Source organism: Candidatus Pelagibacter sp. PS_41, assembly GCF_059417725.1.
The window spans coordinates 36,061-57,814 of record NZ_CM182062.1 but is presented as its reverse complement, the minus strand read 5'-3'; the positions used below and the strand labels follow the sequence as shown (position 1 = coordinate 57,814).

The window sequence follows — 21,754 nt, the reverse complement described above, 5'->3', positions numbered from 1 at the left end:
AAATTAAGACATATTTGTGTTTTTTCAATAAAGAAAGCTTATGGATTCAAATAAAAACATCATTTTTTTAGGAATGATGGGATCTGGAAAATCATCTATAGGAAGTTTAGTATCAAAAAAACTAAAGCTTCCATTCATCGATATTGATAACTTAATTGAGGAGTCCTTAAGGATGTCAATTACAGAAATATTTGAAAATAAAGGAGAGGATTATTTTAGAAAATTAGAAGAAAAAATCACACTTAAATCCTTAAAAAATAAAAAAAATGTAATTGCTCTAGGTGGAGGTGGTTTTATAAATGATAATATTAGAAAAGAGGTTTTATCAAATCATATCAGTTTTTGGCTAGATTGGGATGAGTCAATTTTACTTCAAAGAATAAGAAATAGTAAAAAAAGGCCATTAGTTTTTAAATCAACCGATAAGGAAATTAAAGAAATTATTAAAAAAAGAATTAAGGTATATTCTAAAGCACAATTTAAGATAAACTGTAATAAACTTACAAAAACTGAAATACAAAAAAAAATAATAAAAATTTATGAGCTTAATTAAAATACAAGTAAATACTGTTAATCAAAAATATCCTATGTACATAGGAAATAATATTTTAAATAAATTAAATAAATTTTTAAAAAAAGCTTCTATAAATTTAAATCATTGTCTTATTATAGCAGATAAAAATGTCCCCAAAAAATTGATTAAAGAAGTACTTAAATCTTTACCAAGATACTCAACCATAATTCACTATTTCAATGCGAGTGAAAAAAATAAAAACCAAAATAGTGTACAAAAAATTTTATCAATTCTTTTAAAAAAAAACTTTAACAGAAACGATTGTTTAATTTCTATTGGAGGGGGCATAACAGGGGATGTCTCTGGGTTTGCAGCAAGTATATATAAAAGAGGTTTAAAATTTATTAATATTCCAACTACTTTACTCTCACAGGTGGACTCATCAATTGGTGGTAAGACTGGTGTAAATACCCCGCATGGTAAAAATTTAATTGGATCATTCTATCAACCAAGTTTAGTTATTTCTGATATTAATTTTTTAAAGTTTTTGCCAAAAAGGGAAATCGTTTGTGGTTATGGAGAAGTACTTAAACACGCTCTGATTAAAGATAAGAAATTCTTTTTATTTTTGAATAAAAATGGAACTAACATTTTAAGATTAAAAAGCCCATTCATTGAAAAAGCTATTTATCAAAGCTGTTTAATAAAAAAAAGAGTGGTTGAGGAAGATGAAAAAGAGATGGGGGTAAGAAAAATATTAAACCTCGGACATACTTTTGCTCACGCATTCGAAGCAACACTTGGATATTCAAAAAGATTAAATCACGGTGAGGCTGTTATACTGGGTGTAAAAACAGCAGCAAAGTTCAGTCTAATAAATAAAAATTTAAATATAAAAGATTTTCAAATAATTGAAAATCATCTTAATAAATTAAATCTTCCAAGTGATATCAATAAATTTTTTTCTATGAAGGATCTTAATAAAATTTTATCCTTTATGAAAAAGGATAAAAAAAACAATACAAAAAAAATTAATTTAATTTTATTAAAAAAAATTGGTACGCCTATTCATAAACTTGAATTCAATGAAAAAAGAATTGCTACTTTTTTACAAAAAGAATTAATTCAATAATATTTGTATTGAATGTATATAATTTTTAAGCTCTAAATCTAAGATATTATAAATTTTTTTTGTTGATTCTATTTTAGATAATTGAGCAAGCTCATTAGATTTAATGGTCAATTTTAAATGGTACCTTCCTTCTTGATTTTGCTTATGGTTTTTATGCAGAAAACTTTTATCTTCAATTTTTAAATCCTGAATTATAATTTCTTTTTGAAGTTTATTTTTAACAATTGTAATTAATTCATTTATATTCATAAATAATAATTTATTATTATATAGCATGAAAAATATTTGTGATTGGAATAATTGTTTTGAAATAGGTGAATATAAAGCGCCAATTGAAAAAGATAATAGTAAGAAATACCGGTTACTTTGTTTGGCACATGTCAAAGAATTCAATAAGAATTGGAATTATTTTAAAGGTATGGATGATGAGCAGGTCTTTGATTTTCTTAAATCTGATATGACATGGCATAAACCAACTCAAAGCTTTAGTTCTTCTGATAATTTTTTTAAAGTTTTGTGGAACACCACTTTAAAGGATGAATTTGATAAAACAAAGCTTAGGGGTGAATATAACCATATGAATCAATTTAAATTTGATGCTAATGATATTAAAGCTTTTAGTATTTTGGGTGTTTCTGTTGGATTAAAATGGGAACAAATACAAAACAAATTCAAAACTCTTGTCAAAAAATTTCACCCTGATATTAATTTAGGAAATAAAGAATACGAAGAAAAACTTAAATTAATTACTTTAGCTTACACCCAGCTAAAAAATACATATAGGGAAAAAATTGACACCTAATTTAAACATACAACCAGATATCAAAATATCTTTAAAACAATCTTTTGGAATTGACTCAGATATGGAAGTGGACGCTTTCTCAAAAAAAAGTGAGTATGTCCCAGAAATAGATAAAAATTACAAATTTGATAGGGACACCACTCTTGCAATAGTTTCGGGATTTGCATTTAATAAAAGAGTTCTAGTTCAGGGTTATCATGGAACTGGTAAATCAACTCACATAGAACAAATTGCTGCTAGATTAAATTGGCCCTGTATTAGAGTAAATTTAGACAGTCATGTAAGTAGAATTGATTTAATTGGTAAAGACGCAATAGTTGTAAAGGATGGAAAACAGGTTACTGAATTTAAAGAAGGTATTTTACCTTGGTCAATACAAAACCCAGTTGCTCTTGTTTTTGATGAATATGATGCTGGTAGACCAGATGTTATGTTTGTTATTCAGAGAGTTCTAGAAGCAGAAGGTAATTTTACTCTTTTAGATAAAAATAAAGTAATAAAGCAAAATAAATTTTTTAGACTGTTTGCAACATCTAATACCGTAGGATTGGGGGATACTACTGGATTGTATCATGGAACTCAGCAGATTAACCAGGGTCAAATGGATAGATGGAATATTGTAACATCACTGAACTATCTTAGCCTTGATAAAGAAATGGAGATCGTTTTAGCAAAAAATAAAAATTTGAATAATTCAAAAGGTAAAGAAAAAATCGCAAACATGATTAAAGTAGCCTCTTTAACTAGAAAAGGCTTTATAGCAGGAGATATATCTACCGTAATGAGTCCTAGAACAGTATTGCATTGGGCAGAAAATGCTGAAATCTTTAAAGACACTGGCTATGCATTTAGAGTCACCTTCTTAAACAAGTGCGATGACATTGAAAAAAATACTATAGCTGAATATTATCAAAGATGTTTTGGTGATGAGCTGCCAGAGTCTATGGTTAATATTCAGATTTAAATGAGCAGCAAAGAAAATAATTTTAAAGAGCAATTTAAACAAGCTTTAATTTCAACTGCAAAAGTAATTTCTGATGATTATAAGTTAGATGTAAAAAAACTTGATAAAAGTTTAAGCAATAAAAAAATTGATTTTTTTGATGTAACTAATTTATCTAGTAAAAATGATTTTATTAGATTAAGAGCAGAAACAGATTCAGGAGCTTTAAAGAAAAAATTTTCAAATAAAGATATATTTAATAAAAACCTACCAAACAATCCATCTTGTAAATCTTTATATAATATTGCAGAAAAAATTAGATATGAGGTTTTGGGTAGAAAAATGCTCAAAGGTGTTGGAAAAAATTTAAACGAAAATTATAAACAAAAAATTAATTCTAATCATAAAGATCAAATCAAAACTAAGGATGATGTCCCTGTTGCTGAGGCATTTGAACTATTTATGTTAAAAAAATTTTTTAATTTAAAACTTAACTCAACATCATCCAAAATGTTAAATGTTTGGGAGAAAGATTTTTCAACATTTATTGATAAGCACATAGATTTTTTAAATGAAAACTTAGAAGATCAAGATAATTACAGTTTAAAATTTTCTGAGATTTTAGAAAATATGGATATTTTTAACTCAAATAATGAAGAAAATAATCAGAATGAAGATGAAAAAGATAATTACCAAGATAATAAATCTGAGAATAGTGATGAAAATCAATCAGATGCTAAAGAAGATGAAAATAAACAAGATGAGGTAAAAACTAGTCTTGATGCAGGATTTGATCTTAGTGATCAGCAAATGAATGAACAACTAGAGGATTCTGAATCATTAGAAGAAAGCTCAGAAAGTATTCTGCAAAAATCTAATCTTAACAATATTGATCAAGAATATAAAATTTATACAAATGAATTTGATGAAATTGCGAAAGCAGAAATTTTAGAGGACTTAAAAGAAACTCAAAAACTACGAAAAAATTTAGATCAACAGTTAATTGGTTTTCAAGATCTTATAACTAAGCTTGCTAATAAATTACAGAGGCAACTTCTTGCTAAACAAAATCGATCCTGGGAATTTGATTTAGAGGAAGGTTTGTTGGATAGCTCAAAGTTAACAAGAGTAATTATGGATCCATATAATTCTTTATCATTTATGAGAGAGAAAGATCTTGATTTTAAAGACACTATAGTAACACTTTTAATCGATAACTCAGGTTCAATGCGTGGCCGTCCAATTACTATTGCTGCTCTTTGTGCGGATATATTGTCTAGAACTTTAGAAAGGTGTTCTGTTAAAGTAGAAGTGTTAGGTTTTACAACTAAAAATTGGAAAGGTGGAAAAAGTAGAGAAGCTTGGACAAAAAGAAATAAGCCAAAGAATCCTGGAAGACTAAATGATTTAAGACATATAATTTATAAAGGCGCTGATACTCAATGGCGACAAACTAAAAATAATATAGGTCTAATGCTTAAGGAAGGTCTTTTAAAAGAAAATATAGATGGTGAGGCTATATCGTGGGCCTACAATAGAATAAAAAAAAGAAAAGAGGAAAGAAAAATTTTGATGGTAATTTCAGATGGAGCTCCTGTGGATGACTCGACCTTATCAGTCAATTCTGGAGATTTTCTAGAAAAACATTTAAAAAAAATAGTTAAGTTCATAGAGGTTAAAACTGATGTTGAAATTCTTGCAATTGGAATTGGTCATGATGTATCTAGATACTATGAAAAAGCCATTAAGATAACAGATGTTCATGAGCTTGGTGATGTTATGATATCGCAGTTAAGTGGCTTATTTGAAACTAAAAAAAAATTACATTAAAGTTTTAAAAGATTTTGATTTTTCCACTTTATATTCACTTCGGCACCTGTTCTTGTTTCAGAGTTTTTACATAAAATACTTGCATGATTTTTTTCAAGCAAAGTTTTTCCTATAAACATTCCAAGTCCTAATCCAGATTTTGACTTTATAGAAGACTTTAGAGATTTCACATAAGGTTCGCCAATTTTGCTTAGTACATCCTTAGGATACCCCTCACCATCATCCTCGATCATAATTTCAGAAAACTCACTATTTGTTTTAAGTGTTATAAAAACTTTTTTTCTTGAAAATTTATTTGCATTACCAATAAAATTTCTCAAGCCATAAATTACCTCTATGGACTTATTAAATCTTAATGGATTGGAATTTTGATCATAATTTACAATAAACTCTTTTTTGCTTATTTCTTGGAACGATTTAACAATCTCATCTATATATTTTGACAATGTAAGATTACTATCAATAAAATTATCCTCTATTATTGGGTTTAATGTAAGCTTTTTAAGTATCTCACTACACCTATCTATCTGACTGACTAACAATTCAACATCCTTTTTAACATTAATATCATCTTTAAATTGTTTTAATAAATCTGATGAAATAATTTTGATAGTTGAAAATGGAGTTCCAAGAGAATGTGCGGCGGCGGCAGCTTGTCCTCCTAAGGATAAAAGTTCATGCTCTTTTGACATGATTTCTTCCATTTTATTTAGTGCCTCTTTTCTTATTCTGGATTCTGATCCAAAGGTTGAAGCAAAATAATTCAAAAAAAGTAAAGCAATAATCAATGCTATTGGAATTGAATAGTAATAATAGCTGTCTACGTGAAAATGTTCTTTAATTGGATAGGGTAAAGATTGATTAAAAAAAGTAAGAAAAATAATTATTAAAACTGTGAAACAAACTAATAATAAATTGCTTTTAAATCCTAAATTAGACGATGAAAATATAGCTGGGATAATCAAAAAAATTGAAAAAGGATTTATAATTCCACCCGATAAATAAATCAAACAACTCAGTTGTAAAATATCAATAAATAAAAAAAGAAATGCTATCTTGTCTCTTAGTTGAGTGTTCTGATTAACATAGATTAAATAAAGATTACTTAGCACTCCTAATAGAATTGTTGAATTTGCTAAAATTAGACTAAATCTAAAATCAAAAACAAAATAAATAAGGTTGACTGTTATAAGTTGACCAATAATTGCAATCCATCTTAAATTTATGTAAGTAGATTTTTTTAATGAAAAATATTTTGAAGTTTCGAAAAACTTCATTATTAGATATCTAGATTTTGAACATTAATAGCATTTGACACAATAAAGTCTTTTCTTAAGGCAACATCATTGCCCATTAAAGTGTGAATTAAATCTTGGTCTTTTTTTAAGTCTTTTGAATATTGAACTTGTAATAAATTTCTAGTTTCAGGATCCAAAGTCGTGCTCCACAATTCTTCTGGATTCATTTCTCCTAATCCCTTAAACCTTTGAATACTCATTCTTGATTTTTCTTCTTCATAAGCTCTCATAAATTCTTTTGTTCCTTTTTTTATTTTTTGTAATTCTTTGCTATGTTTTAAAATATAGTCTTCTAATTCTTTTTCATCTTTAATGTAAATCCCTTTTGTACCTTTGTTTATTTTAAACAATGGTGGTTGGGCTAGATAAACATGACCATTTTCAATCAATTTATTAAATGGCTTATTATTAAAAAATGTTAACAACAAAGCTCTAATATGAGATCCATCAACATCAGCATCGGTCATAATAATTATTTTACCATACCTTAGATCTTTTAAATCAATATCTTGAACCTTTGGGTCTAAACCAAGCGCATTAATCAAAGTTACCACTTCATTTGATGACATCATTTTTGCTAATGCCTTTGTTCTATGTTCGCTCCCATCTTTATTACTATTTTTTTTGAGAACAATTTCTTCAACATACGTATTAAGTATTTTTCCTCTTAATGGTAAAACAGCTTGATTAGATCTATTTCTCCCTTGTTTTGCCGAACCTCCCGCAGAATCTCCCTCTACTATAAATAATTCAGTACCTTCTTGTTTGCCTATTTGGCAATCAGCAAGTTTTCCAGGTAAACCACTTAACTCTAATGCACCTTTTCTTCTGACATTCTCCCTTGCTTTTCTAGCAACATCTCTTGCTAAAGCTGCTTGCATTACTTTTGCTAAAATAATTTTAGAAGTTGATGGGTTTTGATCAAACCATGTTGATAATTTTTCACTTATAATATTTTCTACAATCATTCTAACCTCTGATGAAACTAGCTTGTCTTTTGTTTGTGATGAAAATTTAGGATCTGGTATTTTTGCAGAAATTACACAGGTTAATCCCTCTTTAATATCATCACCTGAGATAGTTAATTTATTTTTTTTTAATAGATTATGTTCAGTAGCATATTTATTGATAACTCTTGTAAGTGCACTTCTAAATCCTAGTAAATGGGTCCCACCATCTTTTTGATAAATATTATTAGTATAAGGATAAATATCTTCGCCATAGCTTGCATTCCATTTTAGAGAGCATTCAATTTCTATATTGTCTTTTTTGCCTTCAATATAAATTGGTTTTTTAAACAAATCATTTCCTGTTTTATTTAAAAGTTTTTCTCTTTTTTCATCTAAAAAATCTACGAATTCTAAAACCCCACCATCAAATTTGAATTCAATTACTTTTTCTTTTTTTTTATTTAAATCATTAATTGTGATTTTTATTCCTTTATTTAAGAATGCAAGTTCTCGCATTCTTTTAATAATGATATTAGGTGAAAATTTTATTGAAGAAAAAATCTCTTTTGACGGTAAAAAAGTTATTTGTGTACCAGTATTTTTGGATTTTCCTATAATTTTAAGCGGTGCAACTGATACACCATCTTTAAATTCCATATAATACCTATTACCATCTCTCTCAATCTCTAATTTTAATTTTTCTGATAACGCATTAACTACTGAAACTCCAACTCCATGAAGTCCCCCAGACACCTTGTATGAATCATGATCAAATTTTCCACCCGCATGAAGTTGTGTCATAATAACTTCTGCTGCAGACATTTTTTCACCTTTATGCATATCTACAGGAATTCCTCTACCATCATCTCTTACAGTAATTGTTCCATCAGAGTTAATTTTAACTTCTATATTTTTACAATGCCCTGCTAAAGCTTCATCTATTGAGTTATCAACAACTTCATAAACCATATGATGCAAACCAGTGCCATCATCAGTGTCACCAATATACATCCCCGGTCTTTTTCTAACTGCCTCAAGACCTTTCAAAACCTTGATAGAGTCTGCTTGGTATTTGCTTTTATTTGTCATTTTTTTAATTTTGGAGATTAAAAAATTATAACATTTTTTAAAAAAAATGCTGATTTATCTTAAGTAAAATAGCTGAAAAAAAGCTAATTAGGCTTATAAATTTAGGCTTATTTAATGGTGGAGAGAATGGGATTCGAACCCATGAAAGGATTACTCCTTTACACGCTTTCCAAGCGTGCGCCTTCAACCACTCGGCCACCTCTCCTAAAAAATTTGACAAATCAATTTTTTAAATTTTTAATTTTTTCTGTGTCTATGAATTTATAAGGCCATTCAACATAATTAGAATATTTTTTAAACCAAAATGAATGATATCTTTCAGCTAAATATGCATAAAGTCTAGTTGTGTCATAACCTTTTAAATCTTTAAAGCCAAAAATAGCTTCACATCTTTTAAGCCATGGAAATAGATCCTCAAACCATAACTTAAGAATTTTGGGTTTTGCCACACACATTATATGAGGATTAAAAGATCTGTTCTTTTTTATATACTCAATAAATTCATCCCTATCTTCTTTCTTCACAAGTTCAGCTGCTTTTTGTAAGTTTCTAAATCCATGAAATAAATCAAAATGTAATTCTATATTATAGTTTCTGTCTGAATATAAAATGCTTGGTTTTTGAATTATGTTTTTCCATCCTCGCTTAAATATTTTTGATAGTTTTGGTTTCCCCAAATTAATTTTTTTACAAATTACCGCATTATAGTTATTCCAATTGGAAGGAACTTTACTTAAAAGATTGTTACTAGAATTTTTACTTTGCAGCCAAAACCTTCTTTTTTGACAAAAACCTATCCATAAATTATTTTTTTTTTTCTAATAAATTTTTCCAAAACCAATAGTGAAATGTTAGTTCTGAATAATATTTCTCTTTATAATAAATGTTTTTTTTTTTATTACATTTTATATATTTTTTAGAAAATTTTTCTTTTCCAACTGCAGCAAGTTTGTAACCTGTTTTTTCTAAAAATTTAATTGACTTATTTGTTACACAATAAATTTCTAAATTTTTCATTTTTTTGAAATAATTGCTATTTCATTAAAATTTCCTTTTAAAATCGAAATGTTATCAAAATTTTTAAGAAAATATTCCTTCTGTTCACCTGTAATTAGTGAACTATTAAAATCATTCCCATTTTTAATATTTAATAATATATCTCTTAAAGTTGGTTTTTCTTTATTTAAATTCATGTCGTCTCTTGTGTCAGGAAAATCTAATTCCTCAGTTATAAAAAAACCACCAGAATTTATTAATGGAAATAACATAAACAAACTAATAATTTGATCTTTATATGAGTGAGAGGCATCTTCTATAATTATCTCAAAATTTTTTTTTAAATTTATTATATTTTTTTGTATTGATGTCTCATTGGATGAATCTACATAAAAGTTCTTGATTCTATTGGATTTATATCTAAATAAATCTGGAAAAATATCTGCTGAAAAAATTTTAGCATTTTCTAGATAAAAAAATATTGCAGCTGCAGCATTTCCGTAAAATGATCCAATTTCTAAAATATTAATTTTTTTATTTTTTAATTTGTTAAAAATTTCCTCATAAAATTTAGCATAATCATGGCCAACAATCTTTAAATGAGAATTTCTTTTGATAGGCTGATCGTATTGATTAATAAATTTTTTACCCTTATCGCTGCTAAAATATTCGAATAAATAATCTAAATTCTTATCAAACAGAAAATTATTTTTTTTTGAAAAATCATCTAAATTAGTTTTTTTTTTCAAATATGGTATATTTAATAAATATTTAAACGGGATTATCAAATATAGATAAACTTTGAGAAAAAAATTAGCTTTATTTAATCTGTGCTGATAATAAATCTTAAAATATGTTTTAATTTTCATATTAGATTTATTTATTTATACGTTTCTATAAGCCATTCAAGTAATCATTTAACACGTTAATATTTACAAAAATATCACCATTATTTTTTTCATTATTTTGGTAAGGAGTTGAATAAAGCATATAATCTAAATTATTAATTTGTGATATTCTTTCATACACTTTGTTTTGATAAGCATATCCTGGCTTTGACGGTTTGATCTCTATAACTTTACAATTTTTTTTACTAAAACATAAATTTGCAAGACCTGCACCATGTGCACTGACAATTATACTTGCGTTTTTAAATATATAAACCTGCTCTTTGAAATCAAAGTTTTCTAATTTTAAAATTTCAAATCCTTTTTCTTTTAAGAAATTGATGGTTTCTTTATGGTTAATTATTTGGCAATGTTTAAATAATGATTCAGATCTATCAATAAATATTTTTTCTTTACAATTCATTTTTAAAGCTTTTTCTAGGTAACTATCTCTTAGCCAATTAACAATCCATTCAGGTACAAATTGTGCTTGATCTAAAATATATCCTTTAAAATATGTGGGATGCTGAACAGATATAAGTTCATCACAAACTAAGTGCCTAAATTTTTTTGAGTCAATAAAATTGATTTTATTTAGATCTAATAAATTTAAAGATGTTTTTTGAAAATTATTTAATTTATTTAAATACAAGAAATCTGAATTCTTTAAATTATATATTTCACGATAAAGTTTTAACTTTGGAAGCATATCTAATAACCAATGTGAATAGTTAGAGTGACCACTAGCACCCTGAGCAAGATTAAAAACACGTCCATTAATTTTTTTTTTAAACCTTGGAGTTCCTATTTTTATACAGATATTAAAATTTGCAGTTTTTAATTCTCCTTCAATTTGTTGGTATGAGGGACCTTCTACTATTTGATTTTTTGATATAATTGCAACATTTTGAACATTATCGTTATAAATGCGCCCTTTAGAGATTTGATAAATTTTATACTTTTTTTTTTCGTAAGTTAATATTTTTTTGCTATTAATTTCTAAAATTTTTACATCTTTGTTGTTAATCGCAAAAATTACTCTTCCATAGATTGTTTTAAATAAATTATAGCAAGTATTTTTAAATAATCTTTGAAAAATTTTTTTTATTTTCATAGATTGTTATTTCTTAAATATAAATTTGACTCATATATACATTTACATAATTTCTATAAATATACTACTTATAAGCTTGAAAAGAGTAATATAAATATTAGTATTTTGTCATTCTTATGAAAAAAATAGCTTTTTTAATTTCTGGAAATATAAGAATTTATGAAAAGAATTTCATTTTTTTAGATTCTATAAAAGAAATATTAAAAGATTATGAAATAATTTTTATAAGTTCCGTTTGGCAAAACCAAGTTGAAATTGATGAATTTACAAAAAAGTATCAAATTAAATTTATCAATCAGATAGAAGAAAAAGATTGGTCACACAAAATAAAAGAGGTCAAATATGTTACTGGTGAAGAAAATCTTTCATGGAAACTAAAAAATATTTTTCATATGTGGTACGCTATAACAGAAAATATTAAATTTCTTGAAGATGTAGTAAGTAAAAATAATATTAAGATAGATTATGTGTGTAGATTTCGAACTGACATAACAACTCTTAAAGAAATAAAAAATTTTCAAAAAGACTTACTTAATATTCACGATAATGAAATTTTATTATCATCAAATCGTCATTTTAGAGGGATAACTGATTTATTTTTTATTGCAAATTATCAAACATTTTTAAAAATTAAAAATATTATGGTTTTTTTTGATCAATTATCAAAACAAGAAAGGGTTTTTAATCCTGAATATGTATTTTATTGTTTTTTAAATGAAAATAATTTTAAAATAAAAATAGCATATCAGTTGGAAATAGCCATTATAAGAATTGAAGAAGCAAGGCCCACCAAAGAAGCTCATATTCCTTTTAAAGATAAAATAAATATGAAAATTGCTAAAAGAAAAATAAAATTTATAAAAATATTGAATAAATTAAGATATATTTGGAACTAGAAAAACTATTAATCAATTTTACTATCTAAAAAAGATGACATCTTACTTTTATTTTCATTTAACTCTTCTGGAGTATTAATAGAGAAAATTTCAACTACAGGATAATGTAAAATTTTCTTATTATCTAATAAGTATTCATTATAAACCTGACTTACATAAAACTCATTATTAACTCTAATATTTTTTTTTATCATTTTGTTTGCATAAAACTCAAACTCTGATGTTTTTTTAAAATAATAACAACCTGTATTCCCAAAAGAGCTGACTACTTCTTTTTCCTTGGTTCTAACAACATTTGACATGTTATCATTTAATTCTACAAAAGAAAAACCAGGATTTGCTGTTGGCACAGTTACTAAAATTCCATCATTATCTCTTCTCGATGCAAATTCCATGAAGTTTTTTTTTGACCAATTAATAACCTGGTCGCAATCTTTAACTATTAAAGGTACGCTTTTATCTATCCCTTTAAAGCTTAGTAGTACTGTACAAACAGCACCTTCTGTAACTTCTTTTACTGTAATAATTTGATACTTAATTTTTTTTTTTGAAAAAAAAGAATCAAAATTATGATCCTTTAAATGTTCTTCTCGTATCAAAAAATAAAAATTAGCATCTTGAAAAGCCATATTATCAATCACATGTGCAATAAATGGTTCAGAGTTAATTTCAATTAATGGTTTTGGTGTTTTTATTCCTTTATCCAAGAATCTTTTACCTTTACCGGCCATCGGAATAACAATATTAATCACTTATTAAGCCCCATTTTTCAATTGCTTCTTTATACTCTGATAAATTTATTTCATTAGATTTATCTTTATTTAAGAGGTCAAATGCTTGTCTCATTGCTTTTGCTCCTGCGGTTGTGCCACTAGGATGGCCATGCATTTGTCCACCAAGGCTCATCATAAGATCGTCACCAAAATTTTTAACCGTCGTTTGCACTAAACCTGGGTGGCTCCCACAAGAAAAAGATGGAACAGTTTTTTTAAATCCATTTTCATTAGTAGATGTTAATATTGACATCCAGTTTGTTAGGTCTTCTTTTGTGTCTGACAAATAGCCTCCCCACATGCCTGCATGAATAAAATCAGCCCCTGAAATTCTTGCTAATTTTAAAAGTACGTTCCAAGAAATCGAATAAGCATTATTTTTATCTGTAATTACTCTGTCTCCACTTTTTTGATAAAACATAGCAATATTAAAATCAAAACTTCTGATATATTTATAGATTTGCAAACCGGTCCAAATATTTAAGTGATATGCTTTAATTTTGTTCTCTACTAAAAATTCAATTCTGTTTAACAAATATGGTAAATCTGAATTTACACAAGGAGCATAAAAAACTTCTTTATTCAATTTTGCAGCTTCATTCTGAACAACATCATTTACGACTTTAACTCTTTCTTCAAATGGACAGCAGCTTGGATTTCCTAAAATTTCATCTTCTTTTATAAAATCAACTCCGCCTTTTACCATCTTTATGCAAACTTCTTTTAAGGTTTTTATATCTAGTCCAGTTTTTGGCTTTACGATTCCTCCAAGCAAAGGTCTATTAATAGCATTTGTTCTTTTTTTAATTTCATCCATACCTATTTTGGGGCCTTTAAAATTTTCTATAAACACTTCGGGCAATTCAACATCTAAAAGTCTGCAATGTAAAATTTCTTCAATATCCATTTGTCCTCCCATTAGAGCACATATAAATTGAGTAATACCGTCTTGTTCCAAATCAAAATTTTTGACTGGAAAAGCAATTTTGACTATTGCCTCTTTTTTATTTTTTAAGTTATCTGGATGATCAAGGATAATTGATAAATGATTTTCTAATAACTCAGCTGTTTCATTATCAAGTCTTACATCAGGGTTTCCTATTGACTGCCCAATAGCAATTCCTTTTGCTGCTTTGAGCATATTGTTACTTTTAATGAAATATTTTGCGATAAAATATTTTTTTTTATCTACTGTTGAATTAAACAGAAAATTATCAAATTCTTTTTTCATTTATACTTTATTAACCTGCAGTTTTCATAGAATGATTTAACACTATTATAGCTTCCAAGTGAAGCAATGTATTCACAGTCATATGATTTAATTTTATAATTATTTTTTATCATCTCATTGTATACCAGACTAATCATATATTTACCATTTGAAGACAAAATTTTTTTTTTTATCATTAGCTCTGCGTTTTCAAAAAAAAACTTAGCTTCTCTAAAATAACTAACACAAGCTGTCGAATTAGTAGAAATTGGCTTTGGATCTTTTTCAGAAATTTTTGTTATATATTTTTGTTTATCTATTTTTGCATAACCTCTATTAAAGTATAATGATTGAAATATTGGAACACAACCATCAAACTTATTTTTTAGACAAAATTTAAAAAAATTTTTAAAATCAATATATTGATCTAATAAATCTATGAACAATGGTTTTTTTAAATCTATTTCATTTTTAATCCTTAGAACGCTTTGTGGTGCTCCAGCTGTATAATTATTTAAAATAAAATAACGAATTTTTTTTCCTAATATTTTAGAAATTTTATTTACTAAATCATATTTATTATTATGTCTTTTTTGAAAAATAAAGATTCCGTCAGATAAATTATAAGGTCTAGAAACTTGAACCCATTTTACAAGCTTTTTATCATTTATATCAATTAAAAGTTTGTGATTATTAAATTTTTCAAAATCATAATTTGGACCAGCCACAGGGATTATTAATTGAAAATCTTTACTCATCTTTTTTTAAGTACCATAATTTTTTTTTTATATTTAGCTATGTAATCTGAACAAATTCCCTTGTAAATTAAGGAATTATCAAATTTTTTTAAATTTTCTGGCAAAACATATATGCTAGCTTTAGATAGTTTTTTTCCTGGATACGTCCATAAATAACCACTACTTGTTAAAACATAATCATCTTTTTGATGCCAAAAATAGTTAGCTTTTATTTTCTTTAAATTAAGCAAAGCTTCTAAATTTTTTGCATGACACCATAACTTTTTATTTAAAAGGAAAAATTTATTAACTTTAAATATTGGCTCATCGTGACCTAAATAAAAGTTGTTCTTATAATACCATATATCAATCTCAACATCAAAACCTAAATTCAATGCATTTTTAATATATTCAAATTTATTTTCATCTTTTTTATTTGGTCCTGATATGTTCCCTCTATGTGAAATAAAAAACATTAAATTCTTAAATTAAAAATTCTGAAAATTTTTTTTGATTTTGAATAACATATTTTGGCAAATCTTCCTCTTTTGTTATTTTTTCAAATATAAAATTTCTACCAAATAAGTCCTTTTTTAAATGTATTTTTTTTTTTATGATTTCTATATCTGTGAATTCTGGTTTGTTAAATTCTGAATGTGCAAAAGATTTAATCTTTTCGCTAATTTCTTTTGGTGTCATAATATTTGAAAAATGCCATCCTCCATTATTTACTATATGCCAATTTATTTTATCTAGTCTATAGAAAGGATATTTTTTAACTTTTTGATTTCTTAGCCATTGAGGTTTTTTTAAATGCTTAATTTTACACATTCTGGAACCATACCACTCATTTTCAGTTGTATTTAATAGGTTTAATTTATAATAAATCATTTTTTGTTTAAAGGCAGTATATTTGTTTTTACTTTTAAATATCGACTCTATATTTTCAAAATTTGGTATTTCATCTATATCTGAAATTACAACATAATCATTTTTATCAACTCCAATCAAACCTTTTAATATAAAATCTCTCTGAAAATTTTCCCTTTGCCAATTATCATAATTTTTGGGGAATTTTTCTAATTTTATATACTCAATCTTATTTTTAAATTTATTAAACTTATTTAAATCAAAATTATAATTTTGTTTCACTCTACCTTGATGATCTTGCTTTGCTTCAACAATAATAAATTTGTCAATATAATTATTTAAAGAATTTAATCTTATCTCAAGAATTAAATCTTCGTTATTATACATAAAACAATCAAATATTTTCATTATTTATTCTTACTTTTCTTTACTAATTTTTAATACACCAATAAAGGCTTCTTGAGGTATCTCAACTTTTCCAAATTGCTTACCTCTTGCTTTTCCTTTTTTTTGTTTGTCTAATAATTTTCTTTTTCGATCTCTGGCACCACCACCGTGAATTTTAGTTAATACATCTTTTTTGAAACCTTTAATTGTCTCTCTTGCTATAATCTTTCCACCAATGGCAGCTTGAACGGGGATCATAAAATTATGACGTGGGATTAAATCTTTAAGTTTTTCACATACTTCTCTACCGACTGTTTGTGCAAAATCTTTATGAACCATCATAGACAATGCATCAACTGGTTCAGCGTTAACTAGAATCCCCAGTTTTACTAAATCACCTTCTCTGTGACCTATAATTTCATAATCAAAACTTGCATATCCACTGGTCATCGACTTAAGTCTATCATTAAAATCAAAAACAACTTCGTTTAAAGGTATTTCATAATTTAAAATAGCCCTATTACCAGAATAACTTAAATTTGTTTGTAATCCCCTTTTGTCTTGGCAAACTTTTATAATCGATCCCAAGTATTGATCTGGGGTTATAATTGTTGCTTTAATCCAGGGCTCTTCAATAAATTTTATTAGTGTTGGATCTGGTAAGCTCGAAGGATTTTGAAGCTCTATGACTTCTCCTTTATTCATATGAACTTTATAAACCACACCTGGTGTTGTTGTTAATAAATTTATATCAAATTCTCTTTCAAGCCTTTCTGTAATAATCTCTAAATGCAAAAGCCCTAAAAAACCACATCTAAAACCAAGCCCTAGAGCTGATGAAGACTCAGCCTCAAAAGAAAAACTTGCATCATTTAATTGTAATTTACCTAGACCATCTTTAAGTTTTTGATACTCAGAACTATCAACTGGAAACAGTCCACAAAAAACTACTGGTTTACTTCTCTTAAAACCTGGAAGTGCTTCTTGTAATGGTTTGGTTGCATCACAAATAGTATCTCCAACTTTTGTTTCAGATAAAACTTTTATTCCTGTTGTTATGAAACCAATTTCACCTGCATTTAATTCTTTCATATCAGTTGCTTTAGGAGTAAAGACACCAACTTTTTCAACAATATATTCTTGATTTGTTGACATCATTTTTATTTTCATATTTTTGGAAATTTTTCCATCAATAACTCTAACTAAAATAACTACACCAAGATAGGTGTCATACCAGCTATCAACTAGTAAACATTTTAAATCTGCATCTTTTTCTCCTTCTGGAGCTGGTAATGATACAATAATTTGTTCTAGAATTTCATTAATGCCCTCACCTGTTTTTCCTGAACAAGGAATGGCATTTTCAGTATCAATACCAATTACTTCCTCAATTTGTTTTTTTGTTTTTTCTAAATCTGAAGCTGGTAAATCAATCTTATTTAGAACTGGTACAATCTCATGATTTATATCTAATGCTTGATAAACATTTGCTAGTGTTTGTGCTTCGACACCTTGTGTACTATCGACAATCAATATGGATCCTTCGCACGCATATAAAGATCTGCTAACCTCATAACTAAAATCAACATGACCTGGTGTATCAATTATATTCAAGATATAATCTTTACTATCCTTAGATTTATAATTAAGTTTTACTGTTTGGGCTTTAATTGTAATCCCTCTTTCTCTTTCTATGTCCATTGAGTCTAATACTTGAGCCTTCATTTCTCTTTCGGTAAGTCCTCCACAACTGTGTATTATTCTATCCGCAATGGTAGATTTACCATGATCAATATGTGCAATAATTGCAAAGTTTCTTATATGATCAATCTTTGCCATAACTATGATCTAATCTTTGCGTCAGTTTTTGTTTCTACAGCTGATATAATAAGTTGATTAATTTTATTAAGGTCTTCTTCATTTAATGTTTTTTCTAAAGATTGGATAGTTACATTAAGTGCAATTGATTTTTTATTTTCTGGAATATTTGAACCCTCATAAACATCAAAAACTTTAACTGATTTTATTAATTCTTTATCTACATTAGATATAATATCTATTAGTTCCTGTACTTTAAAATTTTTATCTAACACAAAAGCAAAATCTCTTTCTGATTTTTGAAAATCTGAATATTTATATTGAGTTTTTTGATCTTTTAATGATTTTTTAGGATGTTTAATATTGTCTAAAAAGATTTCAAAACCAACTAAAGCTTCTGATTTAATATCTAATTTCTTTAAAATCTTTGGATGAATATCACCAAAAAAAGCTATTACCTTTTCTTTACCTTTGTTTAAGAAAACTCTTCCTGATTTACCTGGGTGATAATAATTAGGTGTCTCATCATCTATATAAAATTTATCTTTATTAAATCCCGCTTCAACTAAACTTTGAATAACATCTCTTTTTACATCAAAAACATCAACTAACCTATCTTTTTCAATCCAACTGTGTCTAGTCAATTTACCTGACCTTAAGCCACTAATTACTGTCTGTTGTTCACCTGGTTGACTTCCTTGAAAAGTAGGGCCAATCTCAAATATTGATAAATCCTTAAATCCTCTTCCTAAATTTTTATCTAAATGAATAATCAAATTAGAAAAGATTGAAGACCTTAATACATTTAAATCTGAACTAATGGGATTAACTATTTTGATTTCTTTATTTTTTTCTAAAAATAATTGATTAATCTTGCTGTCTGTAAAAGACCAAGTTATTGCTTCTAGATACCCCTTAGAAGCTATAGATCTTTGTAAAAAATGAAATAGTTTTTGTTTTGGATTTAATGTGTCTCTAGCTCTATTCTTTTCAGGCTCAATCATTTTAATTTGATCATAGCCTTTAATTCTCACCAACTCTTCTACTACATCAACTTCTTTGGAAATATCAGGTCTCCATGAAGGAATTATCAAATCAAAAAAGTTTTTAGTTTTTTTAAGTTTAAATCCTAAATTTTCTAAAATTTGTATCATTTCTTTTTTTTCAATATTAAATCCAGTAATTTTTTTAAATAAAACAGGATTAAATTTTATATTGCTGTTTTTTGTTTTTTCTGGTTTTTGGATATCGAATTCACTAATTTCACCACCACAAATTTCTTTAATTAATCTAGCTGCTTTTTCAAGACCTTGCTCTATGGATAGCGGATCAATACCTCTTTCAAATCTAAATTTTGCATCAGTATCTATATTTAAAATTTTAGAAGACTTTCTAATTGATCTTGGATTAAAATACGCTGACTCAATTAATACATTTTTTGTATCAAACTCTGTTCCTGTTCTTGTTCCACCTATTATACCACCAAGACCTAAAACACCTGAACTATCAGAAATTACACACATATCACTTTCTAATTCGTATTCTTTATTATCTAGTGCCTCAAATTTTTCACCTTTTTTTGAATTTCTAACAATGATTTGTTTATCAATTTTATCAACATCATATGCGTGCAAAGGTCTATTTAAATCAAACATTACATAATTTGTAATATCAACTATTGCAGATATAGGTTTTTGACCAAGGGATATTATCTTTTCTTTTAACCAATCAGGACTTTCTGTATTTTTTACACCTTTAATTAAACAACTGCCAAATGATGTACAGGCCTGACCTTTTTCATTTAAAATTTTAACATTAACAGTTTGTTTTCCTTTTTTTTTTAATTTTTGTTCTTTTTTCTTTATTAGTTTGCCAGCTCCAGCTGCTGCTAAATCTCTTGCTATACCACTCACTCCTAAACAATCTGCTCTATTAGGGGTAATAGAAATATCAATTACATTTAAATCATTTTTTGGAAAATAATTTTTACCAATTTTTTTTTCATATTTTTTTGTTGAAAGCTCTGTAATACCATCACTTTCTTCCGATAAATTTAACTCAGACTCTGAACAAAGCATCCCTGATGAGGTAACTCCTCTTATTTTGCTTACCACTAACTTCATTTGATTTTTTGGGATTACTGCACCTGGTGGAGCATAAATTGTTAACAATCCTTCTTTTGCATTTGGTGCACCACAGACTACTTTTATAGGATTACCCGAACCTATATCAACATCACATACTTTTAGTCTATCTGCATCTGGATGTTTTTCTGCCTTTAAAATTTTAGCTACTATGAATGCATCAAGCTCACCTGATTGCTTATCTACACTTTCTACTTCTAAACCAATATCTGTAAGTTTATCTATAATTTCGTTTTCATTTAATTTTGTGTCTAAATGTTCTTTGAGCCAGTTAGTTGTAATCTTCATCTACTTAGGCCTCTATAATTTGTTGGTACATCTATTGGATCAAATCCAAAGTGATTTAACCATCTATAGTCGCAATCAAAAAAGGCTCTTAAGTCATTTATGCCATACTTAAGCATTGCCAATCTATCTATACCTATTCCAAATGCATAACCTTGAAACTCATCAGGATTTACCTTCACATTTCTTAAAACATTTGGGTGAACCATTCCACATCCCAAAACTTCAAGCCATTTGTCACCTTCTCCAATAACTATTTTTCCATCTTTAATTTCATAACCAATATCAACTTCAGCTGAAGGTTCTGTAAATGGAAAATGACTGGGTCTAAATCTCATTTTTATCTTATCAACTTCAAAAAACTCTTTAATAAAATAATTTAAGCACCCTTTTAGATGACCCATGTTAATATCTTTATCAATATGTAGTCCTTCTACTTGATGGAACATAGGTGCATGAGTTTGATCACTATCAGACCTATACGTTCTACCTGGTGCTATTATTTTAAAAGGCGGTTTATCATTTAACATTGTTCTAATTTGTACTGGAGAAGTATGGGTCCTTAACAATAATTCTTTTTTATCATCTAAATAGAAAGTGTCATGCATATCTCTTGCTGGATGATTGTCAGGCGTATTTAATGCTGTAAAATTATTATATTCATTTTCAATATCTGGTCCTTCTTCAACACTAAATCCAATTTCTGAAAAGATTGAGGAAATTTCATCTATAACCTGTGACACTGGGTGTATCTTTCCCTGTGTGAAGGGTCTCTCTGGTAAAGTTATATCTACTTTTTCTTTTTCAAGTTTTTGATTAATTTCTTTTGTTTCAATATCATCAATTTTTTCGGATATTAAATTTTGTAGTTCATCTTTTACCTGATTTAAGTCTGATGCAAATTTCTTTCTTTCTTTTTCAGCTACCTTTCCCAGCATTTTAAATTGAGAACTAATTAGACCAGCTTTGCCAAATAAATCTGTCTTGATTTGATTAACTTGATTAAGGTCTAAATTACCTTTTAGCTTTAAAAGAAAATCATCTTTAATTTTTTTAATATCAGACATATTGAGAGATTA

The 21,754-nt window shown here is 27.1% G+C and carries 21 protein-coding genes and 1 tRNA gene; 6 read left to right on the top strand and 16 right to left on the bottom strand.

All coding sequences use genetic code 11. The annotated features are described in order from the left end of the window. Nucleotides 1–40 precede the first annotated feature (40 nt). Complete coding sequence (locus AC5SL8_RS00280; protein ID WP_494579973.1) at nt 41–553, top strand: shikimate kinase; 513 nt, start codon at nt 41–43, stop codon at nt 551–553. Further along, entirely contained in the window at nt 540–1,646 is a 1,107-nt protein-coding gene (aroB, locus tag AC5SL8_RS00275) for a 3-dehydroquinate synthase (protein WP_494579972.1), read from the top strand. The genes AC5SL8_RS00280 and aroB overlap by 14 nt, the downstream gene beginning before the upstream one ends. On the opposite strand, the gene AC5SL8_RS00270 is transcribed toward aroB, so the two are convergent. Then, nucleotides 1,635–1,895 (bottom strand): BolA/IbaG family iron-sulfur metabolism protein, encoded by a 261-nt coding sequence (locus AC5SL8_RS00270; protein WP_494579970.1) that lies wholly within the window; start codon nt 1,893–1,895, stop codon nt 1,635–1,637. The two genes, aroB and AC5SL8_RS00270, sit on opposite strands and share 12 nt — an antisense overlap. 25 nt (nt 1,896–1,920) lie before the next feature. On the opposite strand from AC5SL8_RS00270, the gene AC5SL8_RS00265 reads away from it, so the two are divergent. From AC5SL8_RS00265 to AC5SL8_RS00255, 3 genes are read left to right on the top strand one after another with little or no spacing between them, the layout of a single operon-like run. Further along, a complete protein-coding gene (locus tag AC5SL8_RS00265; RefSeq protein ID WP_494573220.1) occupies nt 1,921–2,448 on the top strand; it encodes a J domain-containing protein in 528 nt (175 codons plus the stop codon). Further along, a complete protein-coding gene (cobS, locus tag AC5SL8_RS00260; RefSeq protein WP_494579968.1) occupies nt 2,438–3,412 on the top strand; it encodes a cobaltochelatase subunit CobS in 975 nt (324 codons plus the stop codon). The genes AC5SL8_RS00265 and cobS overlap by 11 nt, the downstream gene beginning before the upstream one ends. Further along, nucleotides 3,413–5,221: a cobaltochelatase CobT-related protein gene (locus tag AC5SL8_RS00255; protein WP_494579966.1), complete on the top strand. Its 1,809-nt coding sequence runs from the start codon at nt 3,413–3,415 to the stop codon at nt 5,219–5,221. Here AC5SL8_RS00255 and AC5SL8_RS00250 read toward each other — a convergent pair. The 7 genes from AC5SL8_RS00250 to AC5SL8_RS00220 all read right to left on the bottom strand — a co-directional run bounded on the left by AC5SL8_RS00250 (nt 5,218) and on the right by AC5SL8_RS00220 (nt 11,555). Next, complete coding sequence (locus AC5SL8_RS00250; protein ID WP_494579964.1) at nt 5,218–6,498, bottom strand: ActS/PrrB/RegB family redox-sensitive histidine kinase; 1,281 nt, start codon at nt 6,496–6,498, stop codon at nt 5,218–5,220. The genes AC5SL8_RS00255 and AC5SL8_RS00250 overlap by 4 nt on opposite strands. Before the next feature lie 2 nt (nt 6,499–6,500). Continuing rightward, on the bottom strand, nt 6,501–8,558 hold the full coding sequence (locus tag AC5SL8_RS00245) for a DNA gyrase subunit B (protein WP_494579962.1): 2,058 nt from the start codon (nt 8,556–8,558) through the stop codon (nt 6,501–6,503). A 115-nt stretch (nt 8,559–8,673) separates the two neighbouring features. Next, nucleotides 8,674–8,763 (bottom strand) — tRNA-Ser (locus AC5SL8_RS00240). Nucleotides 8,764–8,779: 16 nt separating this feature from the next. Next, on the bottom strand, nt 8,780–9,235 hold the full coding sequence (locus tag AC5SL8_RS00235) for a hypothetical protein (protein ID WP_494579960.1): 456 nt from the start codon (nt 9,233–9,235) through the stop codon (nt 8,780–8,782). Between the two features lie 127 nt (nt 9,236–9,362). Further along, complete coding sequence (locus AC5SL8_RS00230; protein WP_494579958.1) at nt 9,363–9,575, bottom strand: DUF4422 domain-containing protein; 213 nt, start codon at nt 9,573–9,575, stop codon at nt 9,363–9,365. Beyond that, nucleotides 9,572–10,423, bottom strand: a complete 852-nt coding sequence (locus AC5SL8_RS00225) for a hypothetical protein (protein WP_494579956.1) — start codon at nt 10,421–10,423, stop codon at nt 9,572–9,574. Before AC5SL8_RS00225 ends, AC5SL8_RS00230 begins: the two co-directional genes overlap by 4 nt. Before the next feature lie 25 nt (nt 10,424–10,448). After that, on the bottom strand, nt 10,449–11,555 hold the full coding sequence (locus AC5SL8_RS00220; protein WP_494579954.1) for a glycosyltransferase family 61 protein: 1,107 nt from the start codon (nt 11,553–11,555) through the stop codon (nt 10,449–10,451). A gap of 116 nt (nt 11,556–11,671) precedes the next feature. Between AC5SL8_RS00220 and AC5SL8_RS00215 the strand changes: the two genes are divergently transcribed. Further along, nucleotides 11,672–12,451, top strand: a complete 780-nt coding sequence (locus AC5SL8_RS00215) for a hypothetical protein (RefSeq protein ID WP_494579952.1) — start codon at nt 11,672–11,674, stop codon at nt 12,449–12,451. Nucleotides 12,452–12,459: 8 nt separating this feature from the next. On the opposite strand, the gene AC5SL8_RS00210 is transcribed toward AC5SL8_RS00215, so the two are convergent. From AC5SL8_RS00210 to pheS, 8 genes are read right to left on the bottom strand one after another with little or no spacing between them, the layout of a single operon-like run. Continuing rightward, complete coding sequence (locus tag AC5SL8_RS00210; protein ID WP_494579951.1) at nt 12,460–13,203, bottom strand: glycosyltransferase family 2 protein; 744 nt, start codon at nt 13,201–13,203, stop codon at nt 12,460–12,462. Then, nucleotides 13,196–14,455, bottom strand: coding sequence for a RuBisCO large subunit C-terminal-like domain-containing protein (locus tag AC5SL8_RS00205; RefSeq protein WP_494579949.1), 1,260 nt, complete (start codon nt 14,453–14,455; stop codon nt 13,196–13,198). The genes AC5SL8_RS00210 and AC5SL8_RS00205 overlap by 8 nt, the downstream gene beginning before the upstream one ends. After that, nucleotides 14,452–15,192 (bottom strand): glycosyltransferase family protein, encoded by a 741-nt coding sequence (locus AC5SL8_RS00200; protein ID WP_494579948.1) that lies wholly within the window; start codon nt 15,190–15,192, stop codon nt 14,452–14,454. The genes AC5SL8_RS00205 and AC5SL8_RS00200 overlap by 4 nt, the downstream gene beginning before the upstream one ends. Further along, complete coding sequence (locus tag AC5SL8_RS00195) at nt 15,189–15,647, bottom strand: hypothetical protein (protein WP_494579946.1); 459 nt, start codon at nt 15,645–15,647, stop codon at nt 15,189–15,191. Before AC5SL8_RS00195 ends, AC5SL8_RS00200 begins: the two co-directional genes overlap by 4 nt. A gap of 7 nt (nt 15,648–15,654) precedes the next feature. Beyond that, on the bottom strand, nt 15,655–16,449 hold the full coding sequence (locus AC5SL8_RS00190; protein WP_494579945.1) for a glycosyltransferase family 17 protein: 795 nt from the start codon (nt 16,447–16,449) through the stop codon (nt 15,655–15,657). A 9-nt stretch (nt 16,450–16,458) separates the two neighbouring features. Continuing rightward, a complete protein-coding gene (gene lepA, locus AC5SL8_RS00185; RefSeq protein WP_494579943.1) occupies nt 16,459–18,267 on the bottom strand; it encodes a translation elongation factor 4 in 1,809 nt (602 codons plus the stop codon). A 2-nt stretch (nt 18,268–18,269) separates the two neighbouring features. Then, nucleotides 18,270–20,678 (bottom strand): phenylalanine--tRNA ligase subunit beta, encoded by a 2,409-nt coding sequence (gene pheT / locus AC5SL8_RS00180; RefSeq protein ID WP_494579941.1) that lies wholly within the window; start codon nt 20,676–20,678, stop codon nt 18,270–18,272. Continuing rightward, nucleotides 20,675–21,742, bottom strand: coding sequence for a phenylalanine--tRNA ligase subunit alpha (gene pheS / locus AC5SL8_RS00175; RefSeq protein WP_494579939.1), 1,068 nt, complete (start codon nt 21,740–21,742; stop codon nt 20,675–20,677). Before pheS ends, pheT begins: the two co-directional genes overlap by 4 nt. Between the last annotated feature and the right edge of the window lie 12 nt (nt 21,743–21,754).